The sequence below is a fragment of the Microcoleus pseudofavosus SVA1_A4 genome (genome assembly GCF_036700565.1).
Taxonomy (GTDB): domain Bacteria; phylum Cyanobacteriota; class Cyanobacteriia; order Cyanobacteriales; family Microcoleaceae; genus Microcoleus.
Map to the genome: position 1 here is coordinate 1 of NZ_JAUBPE010000183.1, position 1,569 is coordinate 1,569.

Consider the following 1,569-nt stretch of genomic DNA (forward strand, 5'->3'; position numbering starts at 1 on the left):
CCACGATCAATTGTAGGGAAACGGCACTGCCGTGTCCTCCGTTTATATCATTCCGATGCTAACGGAATTGATATGACGTTCTAAAACTCAGTTGTGGCGGGCGGGTTTATATATATTGTTTGCCGGAGTTAGATATTGTTTGTAAAACCCGCCCCTTGTATCTTAAAAGAGTGAGGACGGTCGATCGCCACATCAGTCAGTCGATCGTACCGACAGTCAGTTGATCGTACCGACAGTCAGTCGATCGCCACATCAGTCAGTCGATCGTACCGACAAGTGGGCGATCGTACCGACAAGTGGGCGATCGTACCGACAAGTGGGTGATCGTACCGACAAGTGAATCTAAAGAAACTAGGACTTACGCATTGACAAAAAATATCATCTATGTATTCTAGACGATACCATCACTGAATCGTTTTGCCAAAATATGCTCACGTATAACTGAAGTGAATAAATTCCTTTGGACTTCATACCAGTTACTAATTATTTTTTCATACCGCATAAACTCCAATTTTACAAATGCTTGAAGTGAACAAAATATATGAGTCTTGATTGCAGAGGTGTCTCTCACCATGAAACGACAAATTCCACATACTTGTTTGATGGCTCTATGAAATGTTTCAATTTGCCAATGAGTATCATGAATTGTGATAAATTCATCTCTTGTAATCTCAGCGATTTTTTCTGACTCTGGCAAATAGAAAATATAGTGTCTAGACGCCTCTTTTTTAAAGCTTTTTCTAAACAACTTTATAAATCCAAATTATTTTAAATGAGTTATTAATCCTGACTCAGGAATTTCCAGAGTGCTTACCTGGCAATAATTATGTGGCTCATTTGATACTGTCCTGTTTTTTTCAATTCCGAAGAGAAAACCCAATTTCTGGTTTTTTAGAAATTTTAAATTTTCCACTCCTGAATACCAACTATAGCAATCCGATCTGAGTCTCACAACACAAAGCCCTCTTGTATTCCTAGACTTCTTGTATAGCAAGACTTTCAGCTTTTGCCCATCTAGAAAATCACTTAGGATTGCTATATCTCCTGTTACTATTTTTGGCTTGACTCCCCAATTTATTATTTCACTCACCATTTCTCTAAAATAATCGTTTTTGGTTTTTCCCTCCTTTTTATCATAAATTCTGTAATTTATTGGGACTGAATTACCATTAATATCGCTGTAATATAGGGTGATTAAATTTAAACCAATAATAGTTTTATGAGCTTTTCCTGACCAAAAATAACTAATTAATTCGGCTTTTTTGGGATCGCTGTAAATCTTTTCTATGACTGTATCGTCTACACTCAGTATCCCTCCTTCTAGATTTATTATTTTCTGTATTGTGTTGAATAAATCTTTGGGTTCGTATCTCTCTCTCAACAAAAATCGATTGATACTGTCATGTGAAACATTTCCTAATATCTCTGATAACCTACTACACCCTCCCAACTTTGGCTCTGATATCAATGCAGGAGGTGTAAGTGTCTATATTAGACCTCTTGCAAAAAAGATATATGTTATAATCAAAGGTTTTAAATTTGAGCCGCTAGAGCTAACTCATAATTGTA

The 1,569-nt window shown here is 36.5% G+C and carries 2 pseudogenes; both read right to left on the minus strand.

What is annotated here, in order from left to right:
* Positions 1-391: 391 nt before the first annotated feature.
* A pseudogene (locus tag QUA02_RS33330) lies at positions 392-928 on the minus strand (transposase); the annotation flags it as partial.
* Positions 929-1,039: 111 nt separating this feature from the next.
* Positions 1,040-1,468, minus strand: a pseudogene (locus tag QUA02_RS33335) (IS701-like element ISAcma42 family transposase); the annotation flags it as partial.
* Positions 1,469-1,569 lie beyond the last annotated feature (101 nt).